Source organism: Mesorhizobium sp. M0500 (assembly GCF_040321165.1).
Taxonomy (GTDB): domain Bacteria; phylum Pseudomonadota; class Alphaproteobacteria; order Rhizobiales; family Rhizobiaceae; genus Mesorhizobium.
Map to the genome: position 1 here is coordinate 22,398 of NZ_JAMYRB010000025.1, position 17,476 is coordinate 39,873.

The following is a 17,476-nucleotide window of genomic DNA, read 5'->3' on the forward strand; positions in this document are numbered from 1 at the left end:
ATGGCCGCAGTCCGCACTTCTTCCGAAATCACCTTCAACCGGGTCGCCATCGTCGCTGTCCTGCTGGTGACGATCATCTTCCTGGCGCCGATCTACTGGATCGCCTCGACGGCGTTCAAGCCGCGCAACCTCGCCACCACCATTCCGCCGACGGTGGTTTTCCAGCCGGAGATATCGCCCTTCGTCAAGTTGTTCACCAAGCGTTCGCAGCTGCGCAGCCCGCCGTCGCCGGAGGAGTACGCGGCTGCGCCGTGGTGGGAGCGCGTCGTCTTCAATGGAGGCGAAAAGATCGTGCGCGACGGCAAGGGCCAGGTGCAGTGGTCGGGCTATCCGAGCCGTTTCATGAACTCACTGATCGTTGCCATAACCTCGACCGTCCTGGCCGTCGGCATGGGCACCTTCACCGCCTATGGGTTCTCGCGCTTCAAGGTAAAAGGCGAGGCGGACCTACTGTTCTTCATCCTGTCGACACGCATGCTGCCGCCGGTGGTCGTCGCCATTCCGATGTTCCTGATGTACCGGGCGGTCGGCCTCAACGATTCCCATATCGGCCTGATCATCCTTTACACCGCCTTCAACCTGTCCTTCTCGGTGTGGCTGATGAAGGGCTTCATGGACGAGATCCCCAAGGAGTATGAGGAGGCGGCCCTCGTCGACGGCTATACGCGCATGGAGGCCTTCTTCAAGATCGTGCTGCCCGAGGCCGCCACCGGCATCGCCGCCACCGCCGTGTTCTGCTTTATCACGGCGTGGAACGAATATGCCTTCGCACTGATCATGACCAGCCGCCGTGCCCAGACAGCACCGCCCTTCATCCCCAGCCAGATCGGTTCCGGCCTGCCGGACTGGACGGTGATTGCCGCCGGAACCTTCCTGTTCCTGCTGCCGGTCGCGATCTTCACCTTCCTGCTCCGCAACCACCTGTTGCGCGGCATGTCGTTTGGAGCGATCCGCAAATGAGCTTTCGCGACATCAACCAGAAATATCTCGAACCGGGCAGCCAGGTGCTGATGGTGCTCGGTATCATCGCGCTCTGCCAGCCGTGGAACATGCTGCTGCACAGCTATGGCGTGACCATCATCCTGATCGGCCTGATCGGCTTCAACATCACCTCCAAGATCGCGCCGGAGGAGAAGGCCGGCACCGGGCAAGGGGCAAATCCGGGGGCACAGCATTGACCCAGATCGAGCTTCGAGGCGTCCAGAAATATTTCGGCGCCGTCCAGGTCATCAAGGACCTCAACCTGAAGATCAACGACAACGAGTTCATCGTGCTGCTCGGCCAGTCGGGCTGCGGGAAGACGACGACGCTCAGGGCGATTGCCGGGCTGGAGACGATCGACGGCGGCGACATCCTCATCGACGGTAAGCCGGTCCAGCACCTCAAGGCCGCCGATCGCGATATCGCCATGGTCTTCCAGTCGTTCTCGCTCTATCCGCATATGAGCGTCTATGAGAACATCGCCTTTCCGCTCAGGGCGACGCGCAAGAGCAAGGCCGAGATCGACAGCGAGGTGCGCTCGGTCGCCAAGACGCTGCAGATCAGCGATCTCCTCGCCAAGAAACCGTCGGCGCTGTCGGGCGGCGACATGCAGCGCGTGGCGATCGGCCGAGCCTTGGTGCGGCGGCCGAAGGCGATGCTGATGGACGAGCCGATCGGGGCGCTCGATGCCAAGCTGCGCGAGGAGATGCGGGCCGAGATCAAGCGGCTGCACATCAAGCAGGGCTCGACCAGCATCTACGTCACCCACGACCAGATCGAGGCGATGAGCCTCGCCGACCGCATCGTCATCATGCATGAAGGTGTGCTGCAGCAGGTCGGCTCACCGGACGAGGTCTATTCGCATCCGGCGAATCTTTTCGTCGCGCAATTTGTAGGCAGCCCGGTGATGAACGTCGCCGACACTTCGGTGACCGAGAAAGCCTCATCGGCCTCGGTCACCGTCGGCGATGCGGCCGCCGGTTTCGAATTCCCGCGCGCCTTGCTGTCGAAGCTCAACGGCCATGCCGGCAGCCAACTCGCGCTCGGCATCCGGCCGGAAGGCGTCCTCGTCCGCCGCGAAGCCGCCGAGGGATTCTTGCCGGTGGAGACGCAGATCGTCGAGCCGCTCGGGTCTTTCGACATCGTCGACCTCAAGGTCGGCTCCAAGATGCTGCGTGCGCGCACCAAGAGCGGCTTCATCAGCGGCCCCGGCGAAAGGGTCTTCGTCAGAATCGATCCCAGCCAGGCGCATTTCTTCGACACGGCGAGCGGCAAATCGCTGGGAGTGAGACTCTGATGGCCCACATCCAACTCAAGAACATCTCGAAGAAATTCGGCAACCACACCGCCTTGACCGGGCTCGATCTCGACATCGCCGATGGCGAGTTCTTCGTCCTGCTTGGCGAGACCGGCGCCGGCAAGACGACGACGCTGCGCATGATTGCCGGCCTGGAAAAACCGAGCGAAGGCCAGGTCTTCATCGACGGCGTCGATGTCGCCGACTGGGGCGCGGCCGAGCGTGACGTGGCGCTGGTGCTGCAGCAATATTCGCTGTACCCGCGCTATACGGTACGCCAGAACCTCGAATTTCCGCTGAAGCCGAAGATCCGCCGGCTGCCCGATGCCGAGATCAAGGATCGTGTCGACCGCGCGGCCAGGACGCTGAGGATCGAGCATCTGCTCGACCGCAAGACCGACAGGCTTTCAGGCGGCGAGATGCAGCGCGTCTCGATCGGTCGCGCCATCGTGCGCAAGCCGCGGGTATTCCTGATGGACGAGCCGTTGTCGGCGCTCGACGCCAAATTGCGCGAGGCGCTGCGCACCGAATTGAAGAACCTGCAGATGCAGCTTGGCGCCACCTTCCTGTTCGTGACGCATGATCAGATCGAGGCGATGTCGATGGGTGACAAGGTCGGCGTGCTCAACCATGGCCGCATCGTCCAGACCGGCACGCCGTACGAGATCTATAACAATCCGCGCGACACCTACGTGGCAAGCTTCGTCGGCTCGCCGCCGATGAACCTCATCGACGGCAAGCTCGTCAACGGACGTGCGGTGATGGCGCCGCTCAATTTCGAATTGCCGTTTGCGGGGGGTGCCAAGACTTCGGGGGGTACCAAGACTTCGTGGGGGCTAAAGACGGGCGCGGCGACCGACGGTCGCCCGCTCGTCTTCGGTATTCGTCCCGAGGACGTCTATCTCGAGACCGGCGCGCCGGTCGAGGCGCGGGTCCATGACGTCGAGAACCATGGCGTCGAGAAGATCCTGACGCTGCGGGTCGGCGACGCCATGCTGCGCGCCACCGTGCCTGCCAGGACCGACGTCCAGATAGAGCAGCCGGTGCGCTTTGCCTGGAACCCGGACAAGGTGGTGCTGTTCGACAAGGGCAGCGGAATAAGCCTGCGTCACGCCGGCTAAGTACAAGCGTCTTTACTGCGCTAGAGCGGGATGCGTTCAAAGTGAACCGTGCATCCCGCTCTATCCATGTGTTTTAGCCGCATTTGTGCGACGCCACGTGATTCCACTTGGCTGCGAAATGCTCGAGTCTTCCCGTCATCCCCCGTACGGGGGATGCGGATGCTCCGATTTGTCGAATAGGCTGATCCTTTGGTCCCAAACGGGCTTTGCAAGCCCAATTTGGAGGCCCAAAATGGAGGGTTGGCTATGGGAAATCTGTTCCGCAGTTTTGCGACGATCCTGCTCGTCGCCGGTATGGGATTGTCGGCGGCGCATCTGGGCGAGGCGCAGGCAGCCAAGAAAGTTGTCGCCGGCGCGAAGGTCGACGCCAAGAAGATCAAGGACCTCAACGGCACGGTCAATCTGTCCACCAGCGACTGCAAGCTGTTGTTGAGCGGCACCGTCGTGGAAGTCTCGGATGGCAGGTGCGGGGCCTCCGGCAAATATTGCAAGAGCAGCGCCGGCTCGGCCTGCATTACCGAGCAATAAGCCGGCCAACGTTTAGCCGGCCTGGCGGATCTCCGCCTGTTCCTCGGCCCGGAAATGGCTGGGCGGCGATCCGATGACCCGTTTGAAGGCGCGGCTGAAGGAGGCGTCGGATTCGTAGCCGAGACGAGCCGCGACGACGGAAATCTTGAGCCGGTCGCGGACCAGCCATTGCCTCGCCTGGTGCATCCGCACCTGCGTGACGTACTTTGCCGGTGTTTCGCCGACAATGGTTGCGAAGCGCTCGGCGAAACCTGATCGCGAGGCACCCATCATCTTCGCCAGAGCCTCCACCGTCCAGTCGCGGTTCGGTTCCAGATGGATCGCGGCCAGCACCCGGCCGATCTCGCGGTCCCTGACCGCCGCAATCCAACCGGAAGAGTCGCCGCAGCCGCGCTCGACCCATGAGCGGATGACGGTCGCGGCGAGCACATCGGCCAGCCGCGCCAAGATGCCGCCGGAGCCGACGCGCTCCATCGTCACCTCGCGGGCCATCGCTTCCAGCAAATGCGGGATACCTGGCTCATAGGCCTCCAACTCATGTGCGCGCATCACGTCCGGCATCATGCCGAGCAAGGGGTGCAAGCCATCGAGATTGAAATACATGCTGCCGAAAAACAGCAAGGTCCCCGGACGGCAGCCGGGCATGCCGTCATTCGACATGCAATAGACACCCTTGCAGATTTCCTCGACCTCATAGCCGTGGATCGGCGCCGCCTCGATACCCGGCTCGCTCGCCAGCGTGTGGGCTGAGCCGCGCGGCAACAATACCGCGTCGCCCGCCTTGAGCTCGACCCATTCACCGGACGGCTGCAGCAACCAGCAGCCTTTGCGGCCGATGAAATGAAACCGTGCCGCCGCCTGAGCCGGAAAATGGATGCCCCAGGGTTCCTTCATCTCGCAACGGCCGTAATCGACGCCTTCGAGACGCAATCCGCGCAATATGTCTGTCAGCGGATCGCCGGTGATTGGAATTTTGGACGAACGGTCAAACATAATGGTGTTTCTAGCATGGAAACTCCAGCTAGTCACTCCTTATGTTGCATTGCAGCCAAATGCTGCGCTGCAACAGACCGGAGATCCCTCATGACCGAACCCGCGACAGGCGTCATGGACGCCGTTCTCGATCCATCGGAAACCGGCGAACGATCCGAGCCCGCATGGGGGGCGGTGGTTTCCCTGGCGCTCGGAGTCTTCGGCCTGGTGACCGCAGAATTTCTGCCGGCCAGCCTGCTGACGCCGCTTGCGCAGGATCTCGGCATCACCGAAGGCGCCGCCGGGCAGGCGGTAACGGCGACGGCCGTCATTGGCGCGATTGCGGCGCCGACCATGGCTATTGTCACCAAGCGGCTGGACCGCAGGCTGGTCATGTTGGCGCTGACTGTGCTGCTTGTGCTGTCAAACCTGGTGGCCGCGTTTGCGTCGTCGCTTCCTGTTCTTCTGATCGCCCGCATCATGCTCGGGATCAGTCTCGGCGGCTTCTGGTCGATGTCGGCGGCCATGGCGATGCGGCTTGTCCCAATGCGGCTGATGCCGCGCGCCATGTCGATCATTCTCACCGGCGTTTCGGTGGCGACGGTCTGCGCGGCTCCGGTCGGCGCCTATGTCGGCGACATCTGGGGCTGGCGGACGGCGTTCATGATCGCCGCCGTGGTCGGTGCGCTGGCGCTGCTGGTGCAGGTGGCTACCATTCCGAAGCTGCCGCCTGCAGGTACGGCAGGTTTTCGCACGCTGCTGGAGGTGATGAAGCGGCCGATGATCAGGGTGGCACTGCTGGTGGTGCTGCTGGTCGCCTCGGGACATTTTGCCGGCTTCACCTATGTCCGCCCGTTTCTCGAGAAGGTGCCCGCGCTGGACATCGAGACGATCTCGCTTGTGCTGCTCGCCTACGGCATTGGTGGCTTCTTCGGCAATTTTGCCGGCGGCTTCATTGCCGAACGCAGCCTCAAGGCAGCCATCAGCCTGGCGCCCCTGCTGATCGCGTTTTCGGCGCTCCTGCTGCTGGTGGTCGGAGGTTCACCCGTCGTGGCTGCAATAGCAGTGGGCAGCTGGGGCTTTGCCTTCGGCGCCGTCCCAGTCGGGCTGCAGACCTGGCTGGTGCGGGCCGCCCCCGATCAGGCGGAAAGCGCCGGTGGGCTCATGGTTATGACGTTCCAGGTCGCCATCGCGTTGGGCGCCGTCTTCGGCGGCCTGCTGGTCGACAATACCGGCGTTGCCACCGCCTTCGCCTATTGCGCGGCGGCGACGTTGCTTGCGGCACTGGCGGCGTTCTTCCTTGGCCCCAAGCCGATCGACGACCCCAAGGCCTAAACGGAACGGCCGTCGAAGTCGAAGACCGGCACGGCGGCGACGTCCAACGCCTCGATGCAATTAATATTGATATAGGCACTTCGCCCGCTCCCTTCGCCGATATCCTCGGCGAAGGGGTGAATGCCGCAGCTGCGGCAGAAGCGGTGGGCGATGACATGGTTGCCGAAGCTGTAGCGGCCGAGATCATCGCCCCAGGCAAGCACCCACATGCTCTCATGCGGAACTGCCCATAGCAGTGCACCCTTGCGCGAGCAGATCGAGCAATTGCACCGAACGGCTCCGGTCAGCTCGCCTTCGACCTCGAACGCGACCTTGCCGCAGTGGCAGCTGCCTTGGTAGAGCATCGGGCCTTCCTCCTTCGGTTCGACAGGTGCAAATCCGACCGTGCCGGGCTATGTCTCCTGCGGCCAGTTTCTGGCTACTACGTTAAGACGTTGCAAGCGCGCGGAGTCCGACACCGAAAAATGCAATCAGCCCGCGATCACCTCGAAGCAATTCTTTCGCCTCTTGCCGCTCGCGTCGACGATGAGAGGGTTTTCGTAAAGCTCTACCCGGAAGCCGCACGGGCGGCGGCGGACGCCACCGATGCGCGGCGAAAAGCCGGCGTCACGCTCGGGCCGCTCGATGGGGCGATCGTCTCGATCAAGGATCTGTTCGATGTCGCCGGCGAGCCGACCACGGCGGGCTCTCTGCTGCTCGCCAACGCAGCGCCGGCGCTGCGGGATGCCATTGTCGTGCAACAGTTGCGCCAGGCCGGTGCAATCATCCTCGGCAAGACCAACATGACCGAGTTCGCCTTTACTGCGATCGGCGTCAATCCACATTATGGCACGCCCGGCAATGCTAGCGATGCCAGCCGTATTCCGGGCGGCTCCTCCTCAGGCGCCGGCGTTTCGGTGGGCGAAGGCACCAGCGAAATCTCCATCGGTTCCGATACCGGTGGTTCGGTGCGCATTCCGGCATCGCTGAATGGCGTCGTCGGTTTCAAGCCGACTGCGCGGCGCGTGCCGCTCACGGGTGCGTTTCCGCTGTCAGCCACGCTGGACTCGATCGGTCCGCTGGCCCGCACCGTCGCCGAATGTGCGGCGGCCGATGCAGTGATGTCGGGCGAAAACCTGGCGGCACTGTTGCCGCTGCCGCTGGACGGCCTGCGCATCGGTATTGCGCGCGGCGTGCTGTTCGATGATACGCAGGAAGAGGTCGCGACGACGTTCGACCGGTGTCTGCGCAAGATAGAGCTTAGCGGCGCACGGCTTGTGGAGCTGTCGATCGACGACCTGCTTGCCGATCTGCGCGTGGCAACCCAACGCGCGTCGATCGCGGCGATGGAAGGGGCGGAGATCCATGCCGACTGGCTGGCGATGGGAGCGACGAGGCCGGTCGACCCGCGGGTAAGCGGGCCATTGTCGCGCGCCGCCGCCATTCCGGCCACGGTCTATATCAGGGCAATGCGCCGCCGCACGGCGCTGGCCGCCGCGATGGATGACCGGCTGGCGTCGGTCGACGTGCTGGCCCTGCCGACCACACCGGTGACGGCGCCGACGATCGTGTCGATGACCAGCGACGAGGCTCTGTGCAACAGGACGGAAGGCCTTCTGCTGCGCAACACGCAGGTCGCCAACCAATTCGATCTATCAGCCATCTCGCTGCCGATGCCGGGAATGACGCGTCCGGCCGGGCTGATGCTGGTGGCGCGCAATGGCCATGACCACCACCTGCTGCGCATCGCAGCGGGCGTGGAGGGGCTGCTTGCAAATTGATCGGATAGCGCGTGTCAGCGCGACGAGCAGTGGCCGCGTTCGCTGTCCTTGGCGGCGCGTTCGATGCTGGTGGCGACCAGCCAAGGCAGGGTGTACCGCTTGCCGTTGAAGGTCCGGGTGCGGTTCTCGATCGAGCCGACAACAACGACCTTGCCGGCATAGAGCTTGTCTGAAAGATCGAGCGCCTTGTCTTGCTGCGGCAGGCGATCGATGTCGATTGAAACGCCTTTGATGAGCTTCCCAGCAGCGAGGTCGAGCGCGCTGTTCGATGGACAGGGTGCCGCCACGCAGCGTATGCCGTTGTCGCAGAACACGTAGCTACCCTGTCCGTTGGCGAAGGCTTGCGCCGTCGCCACGCAGAAGCCGGTGGTCAGCAGGAATTTTGTGACGCTTGCCATGCCGGCACCATCGCCGGCGAATTCGGGAAAATTGGGGCGCTTTCAGAAATCGGCAGGGAACCGCCGCCGGTAGTGCTCGACCACTTCGGGGTTGCGCAGATTGACCGGCAATCTGTTGGCCAGCACCAGCAAGGCTTCGCCAGCCGCGCCGACGCCCATGCGCATCATCGACTGCTCGGTAATCCCAGCCATGTGCGGGGTGACGATGACGTTGTCGAAGCCAAAATAAGGATGGTTGGGCGGTAGCGGTTGTGTAGCAAAAACATCGAGCGCAGCGCCGCCGATGCGGCCCTTCTGCAAGGCCTCGATCAGCGCGTCGTCATCGATCACCGGCCCGCGCGAAACATTGATCAGCAGCGCATCCGGCTTCATCCGCTCAATGCGCTCGCGGCTGATCAGCCCCCGTGTTTCGGGCGTCAGCGGGCAGCACAGAACGATGATGTCGCTCTGCTCGATGAGTGCATCGATCGACAGGAAGCCGACCCTGTCCGGCGCCGGCCGCATGCTGCGCGTCGTCGCCACCACATTCAGATCGAACCCATGGGCGGCGATGTGGCCAACCGCCTGACCGATCGCGCCGAGGCCGACAATGCCGATCGTCTTGCCCGCTAGCTCGCTGGCCACCACCGTGTGTTCGCGGCCCGCCAGCCATCCTTTCGCACGCAAGTCGCGGTCCAACACACGGAAGCGCCTAAGCAGCGCCAGCGCCGCGAACATCACATATTCGGCGACAGATCGCGCGTTCACCCCCGGCACGTTCGCCACCAGCACGCCGGCCGCATTGGCCGCTTCCATCGGTACCATGTCCAGCCCGGCGCCGTGGCGGATCGCGGCCCTGAGCTTCTTCGCGCCTTCGAAAAGCGCCGCAGGCAAGGGAGCGCGAACGATGATGACATCGGCGTTCCTCGCCTCGGCGGCCAGCGTGGCCGCATCGAGGGCGGAAGCAACGACGAGTTCGCCGGCCCCGGTCAGCATGGAAGCGGCACGAGGGTGCAGTCTGTGTGTTGACAGGATCTTGGGCATTTCAGGCCTTTTCGAGCGCAGGGCTTTCCGGTTCCGCCCCACGCCCCTCGATCAGCCCCTTCCAGTAGCTTTCCGCGCCTTGCAGGTGGGCGCTCATCAGCGCCTGGGCGAGGTTGCCATCGCGGCGCAGCAGCGCCTCGTAGATCTGGATATGCTCGGCATGGGAGCGCACGCTGCGTTCGGGATCGTTGAAATAGATCGGCAGGCGCAGTTCACCCATCATGTAGTAGACGCTGCAGATATTGTGGAAGACGCTGTTCTTGGTCGCCCGCACGATCTCGAGGTGGAACTCGCGGTCTTCCCGGGCAAGCCCTTCACCGGCGGCGATGCGATCCTCGGAGGCCTTCAGGATCTCGCGCAGCCGCTCGAAATTCTCCTCGGTGGCGCGTGAACAGGCAAGTTCGGCGGCCTTGATCTCGTGGATCTTGCGCAACTCGACCGTCTCGTAGATCTGGACGGGATCGAGCGGCAGGCCGGCGCGGGCGAACAGCGCCATCGCCTCGACGCTCGCCTGCTTCGTATCGATGTAGATGCCGGATTTCGCCCGTCGCTCGACGATGCGCATGGCCTCGAGAATGGCCAGCGCCTCGCGGATCTGGCCGCGGCTGACGCTGAAATGCTCTGCCAGTTCGCGCTCCGACGGCGTGCGGCCCGTCTCCTTGTCCGAATGGGAGAACAGATAGGCGGCGAGTTCCGCGAGAAGGTTCTTTTCTTTCATGTCAGCCGTGTTGCGCGTGCGCCTCCAGGAACCGCTCCGAAATGGTGAATCCCAGCCCGGGTCTATCAGGGATCGCTACCATACCGTCCTTTGCTTCGACAGTCTCTTCGATCAGATCGTGGATCATCGGGTTGGCGCCGAGCGAATATTCGACGGTGAAGCTCGCCGGTGAAGCAGCGCAGACATGCAGCCCGGCAAAGAAGCAGGGCGCGCCGGCCCAAAGATGCGGCGCAAAGCGCAGATTGAAGGCGCTGGCGATGGTGCCGATCTTCATCGCCTCGCTGATGCCACCGCAAAAGGCCGGATCCGGCTGGAATATATCGGCGGATTTGAGCACGGCGAGGTCGCGGAAGGCATAGCGCGTCGCCTCGCTTTCGCCGGTGGCGATCGGGATCGAACCGCAGGCGCGCACCTCGGCCATGCCGGGCTTGTCGTCGGCGATCACCGGCTCCTCGAACCAGGCGAGATCGAGGTCGCCGGCGAGATGGATAAAGCGCTTGGCCTCGGCCACCGTGTAGGTGCCGTGCGCGTCGACCATCAGGTCGATATCGGGACCGAGCGCCTGTCTGGCGGCACGGACGCGAGCGGCCGAGATATGTGGGGCGCCGTCCATGGCGCCGACGCGCATCTTCAGCGCCTTGAAACCGCCCTTGGTGATGTAGGACTGCAGCTGGTCGCCGATGGCTTCCGCAGTGGCCCAGCCGCCGGAAGCATAGGCCGGCATGCGGTCCAGCTTGCGGCCGCCGAGCAGCCGCCAGACCGGAACGCCGAGCGATTTGCCAAGAATGTCCCACAATGCGATGTCGACGGCGCTGATAGCGGCGATGCTCATGCCGCGTCGCGCCAATTGCGGCATGGCGTGGCCAGCGCGAGCGGCGCTGTCGTGGCGCGTGCCATTATAGAGCATCTCCCATATGACGCCGATGTCAGCCGGGTCGCGGCCGACCAGCTGCGGGCCGACCTCGTAGTTCAGCAAATGGACAAGGGCGCCGTAGCTGCCGGCGCTGCCGGCGGCATTCTTGCCCTCGCCCCAGCCGACCAGCCCGTCGTCGGTCTCGATGCGCAGGATGGCGGCGTCGAACGTCGCCACCTGACCGAAGTCGCTACGGTGCTGCTTCGCGGCTTCGATCGGTATGCGGACCCACCAGGCTTGGACCGTCTTGATGCGCATGTTCATCCTCGGCCCGGCCGCGGTGAGGCGGAAGGGCTTTTCCAAACGGCTCGGCTACTTGATCAGCGGCAGCAGCGTTTCCGCGTTGATGCGCATCTGGTCGGTGTAGAATTTCTCCGTGAGCACGCTGGAGCCGTGGTCCTGAATGAATTTCAACTGCTCCGGCGAGATGTCGACGGGGTTGCGTTCGACCATGTCGGGATAGGGGGCAGCCGGGGTGCGGTCGACGGGGGCGACGAATTCATTGGTCAGCGCGCCGTCATAGCCGATCTCCTTCAGCGTGCCGACGATCTTCGGCCAGTCGATCTGCCCGAGGCCGGCGGCGAAGCGGTTGTTGTCGGCGACATGGAAGTCGTACAGGCGCTTGCCGACCTGCCGGATGGCGTCGTAGACGTTAAATTCTTCCATGTGGATGTGGTAGGCGTCGAGGCAGACGCCGCATTCGGGACTGACCGCATCGGCCAGCGCCAGTGCCTGGGCGCCGCGGTTGAACAGATAGGTCTCGAAGCGGTTGAGCGGCTCGACCGCGATCTTGACGCCGACCTTCTTGGCGTGGGTGAAGCATTCCCGGGTGGCGTCGACCACCCATTTCCACTCCTCTTCCTCGGTGCCGTCCGGCACCACCTTGCCGACGGTGGCCGGAACCAGCGTGATGATCTCGCCATCAAGTTCGCTGACCATGGTCAGCACGTCCTTGACATACTGCACCGAGCGCTCGCGCTGGCCCTGGTCCTTGGCGGCGAGATTGCGCTCGCCCAGCATCAGCGTCACCGCTCCCCAGCAGCGAATGCCGTACTCGTTCAACAGTGCGCGCGTCTCCTTGGGCTTGTAGTGTTCGGGTTCGCCGGAGATCTCGATCGACTCGTAGCCGAATTTCTTGATGCGCTTGAGCGTCGTTTCCAGCGGCTCCGCCCGCATCCAATTGTGCGTCGAAAGATGCATGGTCTATCCTTCCCAGAATCGCCTGTACCAGTTCGCCTGCGGCGCACTCTGCCGAAGCGTGCCGCATGATTCCTCCCCAAGGCGTCCCAGCATTTTTTGCAAACTGGTTCGACCAATTGGGCTTGATGGGAGGTCTACAGTAATTTCATCTGGACGGCAAGAAGTGCTGCCATCAAGCGTTAGCTCCTAGCTAGACCATTGATTATGCTTAAACATGTGGCTTAACTCGGCATGGTTGCAAGACTGCGGCAGCGCGTCAAATGGCTTGACCAGATTTCGTCATTTGGTAATACCAGAATAGCGGCGCTGAGCGCGCTGTGCAAAGAGACCAAAGACGCTGGCCCTGTTTTCAATCGGCGCTATGCTTGGTCGTGAAACATAGGGAGATGCCGATGCCGACGACGATGAAGGGGCCTGGTCTGTTCCTGGCGCAGTTTGCGGGCGACGCCGCGCCGTTCAATTCGCTGGCCTCGATCACCAAATGGGCGGCTGGTCTGGGCTACAAGGGCGTGCAGATCCCGACATGGGACGCTCGACTGTTCGATCTCGAGAAGGCAGCCTCCTCCAAGGCCTATTGCGACGAGGTGAAGGGCATCTGCGCCGATGCCGGCGTCGAAATCACCGAACTGTCGACGCATCTGCAGGGGCAACTGGTGGCGGTGCATCCCGCCTATGACGCGCAGTTCGACGGCTTTGCGCCGGCTGCGGTGCACAACAATCCAAAAGCCAGGCAGCAATGGGCGGTCGAACAGATGAAGTTCGCCGCCAAGGCGTCGAAGAATCTCGGGCTCAAGGCGTCGGTGTCGTTTTGCGGCGCGTTGGCCTTCCCATACCTCTACCCATGGCCGCAGCGGCCGGCGGGACTGATCGAGGAAGCATTTGCCGAGCTGGGCAAGCGCTGGAAGCCAATCCTCGACGTCTATGACGAGAACGGCGTCGATATCGGCTACGAAATCCATCCGGGCGAGGACGTGTTCGACGGCGCGACATTCGAGATGTTCCTCGATGCGGTCGGCGGCCACAAGCGCTGCAACATCAACTACGACCCGTCGCACTTCCTGCTGCAGCAGCTCGATTATCTCGAATTCATCGACATCTACCACGAGCGGATCAAGGCGTTCCACGTCAAGGACGCTGAATTCAATCCGACCGGGCGGCAAGGCGTCTATTCCGGCTACCAGAGCTGGACCAACCGCGCCGGGCGTTTCCGCTCGCTCGGCGACGGGCAGGTGGATTTCGGCGGCATCTTCTCCAAGCTCACCCAATACAATTACGATTCATGGGCGGTGCTGGAATGGGAATGCTGCCTCAAGCACCCGGAGGATGGTGCTGCCGAAGGCGCCCCCTTCATCCAGCACCACATCATCAGGGTGACGGAAAAAGCATTCGACGATTTCGCCGGCGGCACGACCGATAAAAAGGTGCTGCGCGGCATGATGGGGATCTAGCACAGATATCCCTCCCGAGGGGAGGGTGGCCCGGAGGGCCGGGTGGGGTCGGTCCATGCCGAGCTTCATGCCCGGCGACCCCACCCGCGCTACGCGTCGACCCTCCCCCTCAAGGGGGGAGGGGTATCTCAGATAACGAGGGAGAAAATCATGGTTGGCGCATCGAAGACGGAAACGGGAGGCGGTCCGATCCGCTACGGCATGGTTGGCGGCGGACAAGGCGCCTTTATCGGCGCGGTGCACCGCATCGCGGCGCGCATTGATAACGAGTTCGTGCTGGTTGCCGGCGCCTTGTCGTCGAATCCGGAGCGCGCCAAGGCCTCGGCGGCCGAGCTTGGGCTCGATCCGGCACGCAGCTACGGCTCCTATGCCGAGATGGCCCAGGCCGAGGCCAAGCGGCCGGACGGCATCGAGGTGGTGGCCATCGTCACGCCGAACAATGTGCACGTGCCGGCCGCCAAGGCTTTTCTAGAGGCCGGCATCCACGTCATCTGCGACAAGCCGCTGGCGACGACGCTGGCCGAGGCAAAGAAGCTGGCGGCGCTGGTCGAAAAGACCGGCAAGGTGTTTGTGCTGACGCATAACTACACCGCCTATCCGATGGTGCGGCAGGCACGCGAGATGGTGGCCAAAGGACAGCTCGGCGATATCCGCATCGTGCAGTCGGAATATCCGCAGGACTGGCTGACCGAAGATCTGGCCGCCACCGGCCAGAAGCAGGCTGCGTGGCGCTCAGACCCCAAGCAGGCCGGTGCCGGCGGTGCGCTGGGCGATATCGGCACGCACGCCTACAACCTCGCCCGTTTCGTCTCCGGGCTGGAGCTCGATTCGTTGTCGGCCGATCTCGATGCCTTCGTACCGGGGCGGCTGCTCGACGACAACATCAATGTGCTGCTGCGCTTCAAGCCGGTCGGCGGGTCGCACTCCGCCAAGGGCATGATCTGGGCAAGCCAGGTGGCGCCCGGCCACGAGAACGGCCTGAAATTGCGCATCTACGGCTCGAAGGGCGGGCTCGAATGGGTGCAGGCCGATCCGAACTATCTCTGGTACACGCCGTTCGGCCAGCCGAAGCAGTTGATCACCCGAAACGGCGCGGGAGCGTTGCCCGTCGCCGGGCGCGTCAGCCGCGTTCCGCCAGGCCATCCGGAAGGCTATCTCGAAGGTTTCGCCAACATCTACCAGGAAGCCGCGCGGGCCATTCGTGCGGCGCGCCGGAAGGGCGGCAAGCCGGCTAAGGATGTCGTTTTCCCAACTGTGCAAGACGGCGTCGAAGGCATGGCCTTCATCGAGGCCTGCGTGAAATCGGCGAAGAAGAATGGAGCGTGGACGAAGCTCTGAAGGGGTGGTGATATTCAGGTGAGACCGGCCTGCAAATGGCAGTTTCCTGCGCTTCCGGTGCTCATGTACCAAAAGTACGCTCCGCTCCGGTTCTCGGAACCCACCATTTTCGGCTCGGCCTGACCTGAATCTCACCACCCCTCCGGCGATCGAGCGAATGAAGGGGAGGGGCGTCGATGAAAATCGGCATGTGCATGTTGTTGTGGACGACCAGTGTCACGAAAAAACACGAGCCGTTGTTGAGGGATATCAAGGCGACCGGCTTCGACGGCGTCGAGATACCGGTCTTCTCCGGCACGCCGGACGACTACAAGAAGCTCGGTGAGCTGCTCGACCGCATCGGGCTGCAACGTACCGCCGTCTCGGCGATGGGCGATCCGGCGATGAACCTGATCTCGGCCGACGCCTCGACGCGCAAGGCCGGTATCGACTACATGAAATCGGCGATCGACTGCGCTCAGGCGCTTGGCGCGAACACGTTGAGCGGCCCGCTGCATTCCACACTCGGAGCCTTCTCCGGCAGCGGGCCGACGGCGGCCGAGAAAAAACGTTCGATCGCTTCGCAGCGCGCCATCGGTGACCATGCCGGCAACAAGGGTGTCACCATCGGGCTGGAGGCGCTCAACCGCTTCGAATGCTATCTGCTCAACACGATGGACGATTTGTCGGCGCATATCGACGCGATCGACCGGCCGCACATCAAGGCGATGTACGACACGTTCCATGCCAACATCGAAGAGGCCGACCCGATCGGCGCCTATACGCGCAACCGCAAGAACATCGTCCATATCCATATTTCGGAGAACGATCGCGGCGTGCCGGGCCGCGGCCACGTCCCCTGGAAGGAGACTTTCTCCGCCATTCGCAAGAGCGGCTACGACGATTGGCTGACGATCGAGGCGTTCGGGCGTTCGCTGAAGGATTTAGCCGCGGCCACCAAGGTGTGGCGCGACTTTTCCGAAGGCCCGGAAGCTGTTTACCGCGACGGCTACAGGCATATCAGGAATGGATGGAGGAAGGCGCCCTAACCGCACGCCTGCGCAACGCCCCCGTCAGCCCTGGCCGGCCTGGATCCGGTTGTAGTCGTGGATCGTCCTGCTCAAGCGGCGGCGCAGGAAATTGGAAATGTTGTCGAAGATGAAAACGACGAGCAGGACCAAGAGCACCATGTAGAAGACATTGGCCCAGTTGGAATTGGTGCGCATCGCCTCCCAGAGCTTCAGGCCGATGCCACCGGCACCGACGGCGCCGATGATCGTCGCGCCCCTGGTGTTGGATTCCCACTGATAGAGTGTCTGGCTGATGAAGACCGGGATCACTTCCGGCAGCACGCCATAGCGCTGCACCAGCAAGCCGTTGGCGCCGGTCGACTGGATGCCCTCGCGTGGCTTGTCATCGATGTTCTCGAGGCCTTCCGAATAGACTTTGCCGAGCGTGCCGATCTCGGTGAAGAAAATCGCGGCGCTGCCGGCAAGCGGGCCCGGGCCGAAGGCGCGGGTGAAGAACAGCGCCCAGATCAGCATGTCGACCGAACGCATGAAATCGAAGAACCGCTTTAGCACCTGGCTAAGCAGGCCGCTCGGGGTGATGTTGCGGGCGGCGAAGAAGGCGAGCGGGAAGGCAACGATGCCGCCGAGTAAGGTGCCGAGAAACGCCATGACGATGGTCTGGAACAGCTTCGTCCAGACGTCGCCATGCTGCCATTGGGCGTTGTTCCAGATATTATCGGCGGCCAGCGCAATGTTTGATGTGCCCGGCTTGAGCTGGGGTCCGGACACCAGCAACGAGACCACCTCGCCGGGCGACTTGCCGAAGAAGGGCGAGCGTGTGTCGAAGACGAAATTCGCCCAGCCGAGGAAGCGCTTGCGGACCTTGACGCGATCGACGGTTATACGGACCTCGCCGGCAAAGCCTATCCTGGCGACGATCTCATCGTCATGCGCGGTGATCCACTCCGGCACCGGGCCGGATATTACCGGTTTGCCGCTGGCCAAGGACACCGGCACCGTCTGGCCATTGGCGACCAGCGTCGCCTCGGTCTTGTCGAAGATGACCGATTTGGCCCGGCCGTCGATCAGGATGGTGTAGGAGCCGTTGGCGTTGGTGATGACCCAATCGGGATGCGGATCTTCGCCGAGCGCCGAAAAACGCGGGTATCTGGGTGTGATCTGAGGCTGGTCGAGACGGAATTCCGGCTGCAGATCGTAGCTGATCCATTGCGTCAGGAAGAGCGGCAGGCGCTCCCAGTGCGATTCCCTCAGCACTTGCGGCAGGCTGAAGAACCACAAGGCGTAGAGGAGATAGAGCAGGATGCCGGTGAACAGGACCAGCGGGCCGAAGCGTTTGTACAAGGGCCGCCGGAACACTTGGGGAAAGCGCTCCTCGATCGACCGCATCTCATCGGCGGTCATTGCGGCCATGGGCAGTCTTCTTGTTGATTTGCC

At 63.1% G+C, this 17,476-nt stretch carries 18 protein-coding genes; 10 read left to right on the forward strand and 8 right to left on the reverse strand.

Annotation, left to right across the window (positions count from 1 at the left end):
- The 5 genes from NKI70_RS27960 to NKI70_RS27980 all read left to right on the forward strand — a co-directional run bounded on the left by NKI70_RS27960 (window position 1) and on the right by NKI70_RS27980 (window position 3,927).
- Complete coding sequence (locus NKI70_RS27960) at window positions 1-960, forward strand: carbohydrate ABC transporter permease (RefSeq protein WP_352448403.1); 960 nt, start codon at window positions 1-3, stop codon at window positions 958-960.
- Window positions 957-1,178 carry a hypothetical protein gene (locus NKI70_RS27965; protein ID WP_023675179.1) on the forward strand — a complete coding sequence of 74 codons (222 nt, stop codon included), beginning with the start codon at window positions 957-959 and terminating at the stop codon, window positions 1,176-1,178. The genes NKI70_RS27960 and NKI70_RS27965 overlap by 4 nt, the downstream gene beginning before the upstream one ends.
- Window positions 1,175-2,278, forward strand: coding sequence for an ABC transporter ATP-binding protein (locus NKI70_RS27970; protein ID WP_352577401.1), 1,104 nt, complete (start codon window positions 1,175-1,177; stop codon window positions 2,276-2,278). The genes NKI70_RS27965 and NKI70_RS27970 overlap by 4 nt, the downstream gene beginning before the upstream one ends.
- Window positions 2,278-3,399 carry an ABC transporter ATP-binding protein gene (locus NKI70_RS27975; RefSeq protein WP_352577403.1) on the forward strand — a complete coding sequence of 374 codons (1,122 nt, stop codon included), beginning with the start codon at window positions 2,278-2,280 and terminating at the stop codon, window positions 3,397-3,399. The genes NKI70_RS27970 and NKI70_RS27975 overlap by 1 nt, the downstream gene beginning before the upstream one ends.
- A 246-nt stretch (window positions 3,400-3,645) precedes the next feature.
- Window positions 3,646-3,927 (forward strand): hypothetical protein, encoded by a 282-nt coding sequence (locus NKI70_RS27980; RefSeq protein WP_352448400.1) that lies wholly within the window; start codon window positions 3,646-3,648, stop codon window positions 3,925-3,927.
- A gap of 12 nt (window positions 3,928-3,939) precedes the next feature.
- Here NKI70_RS27980 and NKI70_RS27985 read toward each other — a convergent pair whose 3' ends face one another.
- Window positions 3,940-4,920, reverse strand: a complete 981-nt coding sequence (locus tag NKI70_RS27985) for an AraC family transcriptional regulator (protein WP_023675183.1) — start codon at window positions 4,918-4,920, stop codon at window positions 3,940-3,942.
- Window positions 4,921-5,010: 90 nt separating this feature from the next.
- Between NKI70_RS27985 and NKI70_RS27990 the strand changes: the two genes are divergently transcribed.
- The gene (locus tag NKI70_RS27990) at window positions 5,011-6,234 is read left to right on the forward strand and encodes an MFS transporter (RefSeq protein WP_352577405.1); all 1,224 of its coding nucleotides are present in this window, start codon (window positions 5,011-5,013) and stop codon (window positions 6,232-6,234) included.
- Here the strand turns inward: NKI70_RS27990 and NKI70_RS27995 are convergent.
- Entirely contained in the window at window positions 6,231-6,578 is a 348-nt protein-coding gene (locus NKI70_RS27995) for a GFA family protein (RefSeq protein WP_352577407.1), read from the reverse strand. The two genes, NKI70_RS27990 and NKI70_RS27995, sit on opposite strands and share 4 nt — an antisense overlap.
- Before the next feature lie 120 nt (window positions 6,579-6,698).
- Here NKI70_RS27995 and NKI70_RS28000 point away from each other — a divergent pair, with 120 nt between their 5' ends.
- Complete coding sequence (locus NKI70_RS28000; protein WP_352577409.1) at window positions 6,699-7,994, forward strand: amidase; 1,296 nt, start codon at window positions 6,699-6,701, stop codon at window positions 7,992-7,994.
- Window positions 7,995-8,008: 14 nt separating this feature from the next.
- On the opposite strand, the gene NKI70_RS28005 is transcribed toward NKI70_RS28000, so the two are convergent.
- From NKI70_RS28005 to NKI70_RS28025, 5 genes are read right to left on the reverse strand one after another with little or no spacing between them, the layout of a single operon-like run.
- Window positions 8,009-8,392, reverse strand: coding sequence for a hypothetical protein (locus tag NKI70_RS28005; RefSeq protein ID WP_352588475.1), 384 nt, complete (start codon window positions 8,390-8,392; stop codon window positions 8,009-8,011).
- Window positions 8,393-8,434: 42 nt separating this feature from the next.
- Window positions 8,435-9,415, reverse strand: a complete 981-nt coding sequence (locus tag NKI70_RS28010; protein ID WP_352448395.1) for a hydroxyacid dehydrogenase — start codon at window positions 9,413-9,415, stop codon at window positions 8,435-8,437.
- A 1-nt stretch (window position 9,416) separates the two neighbouring features.
- Window positions 9,417-10,133: a FadR/GntR family transcriptional regulator gene (locus NKI70_RS28015; RefSeq protein ID WP_292661187.1), complete on the reverse strand. Its 717-nt coding sequence runs from the start codon at window positions 10,131-10,133 to the stop codon at window positions 9,417-9,419.
- Window position 10,134: 1 nt separating this feature from the next.
- Window positions 10,135-11,304, reverse strand: coding sequence for a mandelate racemase/muconate lactonizing enzyme family protein (locus NKI70_RS28020; protein WP_023675189.1), 1,170 nt, complete (start codon window positions 11,302-11,304; stop codon window positions 10,135-10,137).
- Window positions 11,305-11,358: 54 nt separating this feature from the next.
- Complete coding sequence (locus NKI70_RS28025) at window positions 11,359-12,246, reverse strand: sugar phosphate isomerase/epimerase family protein (RefSeq protein ID WP_352725625.1); 888 nt, start codon at window positions 12,244-12,246, stop codon at window positions 11,359-11,361.
- 392 nt (window positions 12,247-12,638) lie between these two features.
- Here NKI70_RS28025 and NKI70_RS28030 point away from each other — a divergent pair, with 392 nt between their 5' ends.
- The 3 genes from NKI70_RS28030 to NKI70_RS28040 all read left to right on the forward strand — a co-directional run bounded on the left by NKI70_RS28030 (window position 12,639) and on the right by NKI70_RS28040 (window position 16,060).
- A complete protein-coding gene (locus NKI70_RS28030; protein ID WP_023675191.1) occupies window positions 12,639-13,694 on the forward strand; it encodes a sugar phosphate isomerase/epimerase family protein in 1,056 nt (351 codons plus the stop codon).
- 150 nt (window positions 13,695-13,844) lie between these two features.
- Window positions 13,845-15,032: a Gfo/Idh/MocA family protein gene (locus NKI70_RS28035; RefSeq protein ID WP_023675192.1), complete on the forward strand. Its 1,188-nt coding sequence runs from the start codon at window positions 13,845-13,847 to the stop codon at window positions 15,030-15,032.
- 176 nt (window positions 15,033-15,208) lie between these two features.
- Window positions 15,209-16,060 (forward strand): sugar phosphate isomerase/epimerase family protein, encoded by an 852-nt coding sequence (locus tag NKI70_RS28040; protein ID WP_352456817.1) that lies wholly within the window; start codon window positions 15,209-15,211, stop codon window positions 16,058-16,060.
- 24 nt (window positions 16,061-16,084) lie between these two features.
- Here NKI70_RS28040 and phnE read toward each other — a convergent pair whose 3' ends face one another.
- The gene (phnE, locus tag NKI70_RS28045) at window positions 16,085-17,452 is read right to left on the reverse strand and encodes a phosphonate ABC transporter, permease protein PhnE (RefSeq protein ID WP_352725627.1); all 1,368 of its coding nucleotides are present in this window, start codon (window positions 17,450-17,452) and stop codon (window positions 16,085-16,087) included.
- Window positions 17,453-17,476 lie beyond the last annotated feature (24 nt).